Origin of the sequence: Nocardia altamirensis NBRC 108246, assembly GCF_001612685.1 — a bacterium.
GTDB classification, from domain to species: domain Bacteria; phylum Actinomycetota; class Actinomycetes; order Mycobacteriales; family Mycobacteriaceae; genus Nocardia; species Nocardia altamirensis.
The window spans coordinates 1-894 of sequence record NZ_BDAY01000167.1 but is presented as its reverse complement, the minus strand read 5'-3'; the positions used below and the strand labels follow the sequence as shown (position 1 = coordinate 894).

1 protein-coding gene is annotated in these 894 nt (G+C 70.1%); it reads left to right on the top strand.

Translation table 11 applies throughout. The features are described from left to right. Positions 1–241: 241 nt before the first annotated feature. A partial coding sequence (locus NA11_RS43655; protein ID WP_069168003.1) for a DUF6542 domain-containing protein occupies positions 242–894 on the top strand: 653 nt, incomplete at its 3' end.

The window sequence follows — 894 nt, the reverse complement described above, 5'->3', positions numbered from 1 at the left end:
GGCCTGGCACGAGGCCGACGGTGCTGAGCGCACGTCGGCCGCAAGTCCGGACCGCCCGGTGCTGGGCTCTCGACTCAGAGAGCTTCCATATGGTGAGCTACCGACTGCGGCGAGCGAGTAGCCACAGTGATGCCTGCTCGGCGTGGCGACGAGTAGCCGCAACGGCCGTGCCGTAGCGCCGCTGGGCGCGGCGACAGTTAGTGTTCATCGTGTGGCTGCTTCCCAACGTGTGCGAACCCGGGTGCCCGCGCCGCATCGTTCGATCCTGCCGACGATCCCGGGGATCCCGGTGGGCGCGGCGGTCCTGATCGCGGTTGCCTGTACGTTTCTGGGGTTCTTGATTGATGCCCACGGCGACAGTACGGACCTGACCGGTACGTTCGCCGCGCTGTACATCGCCGGATGCGTGGCGGCTGTGCTCATGGTCCGGTACCGCGGGCTGTTCACCACCATGGTGCTGCCGCCGCTGCTGCTGTGCGTCGCGGTCCCGCTGGCCTACCAGCAGCTGACCGGCCGCTCGGCGGGCTCGATCGTGGAAATCCTGAGCAACCTGGCGATCCCGCTGGTGATGCGGTTCCCCACGATGATGATCGCGACCGTGCTCGTCCTGCTGATCGGCGGCGCACGCATCCTGATGCACCGCCGCAGCGAAATGGCGGACGACGCAAAGGAGTCGCGCGGCGAAAGCTGGGGCCGGAGCCCGGCCAAGCGCGCCAACGGCCGCACCCGTTCGTCGCGTGCCGAGTCGCCGCGCCGGCGCACCCGACGTCCCAAGGACGACCCGGAGGACGACCTCGAACTCGACGTGGACGACGACGAACCCCCACGCCCGACTCGCCGCCCCGCACCCGCAGTAGCCGACGCCCCGCCCCGCGTCGCCTCCCCACGCCCCCG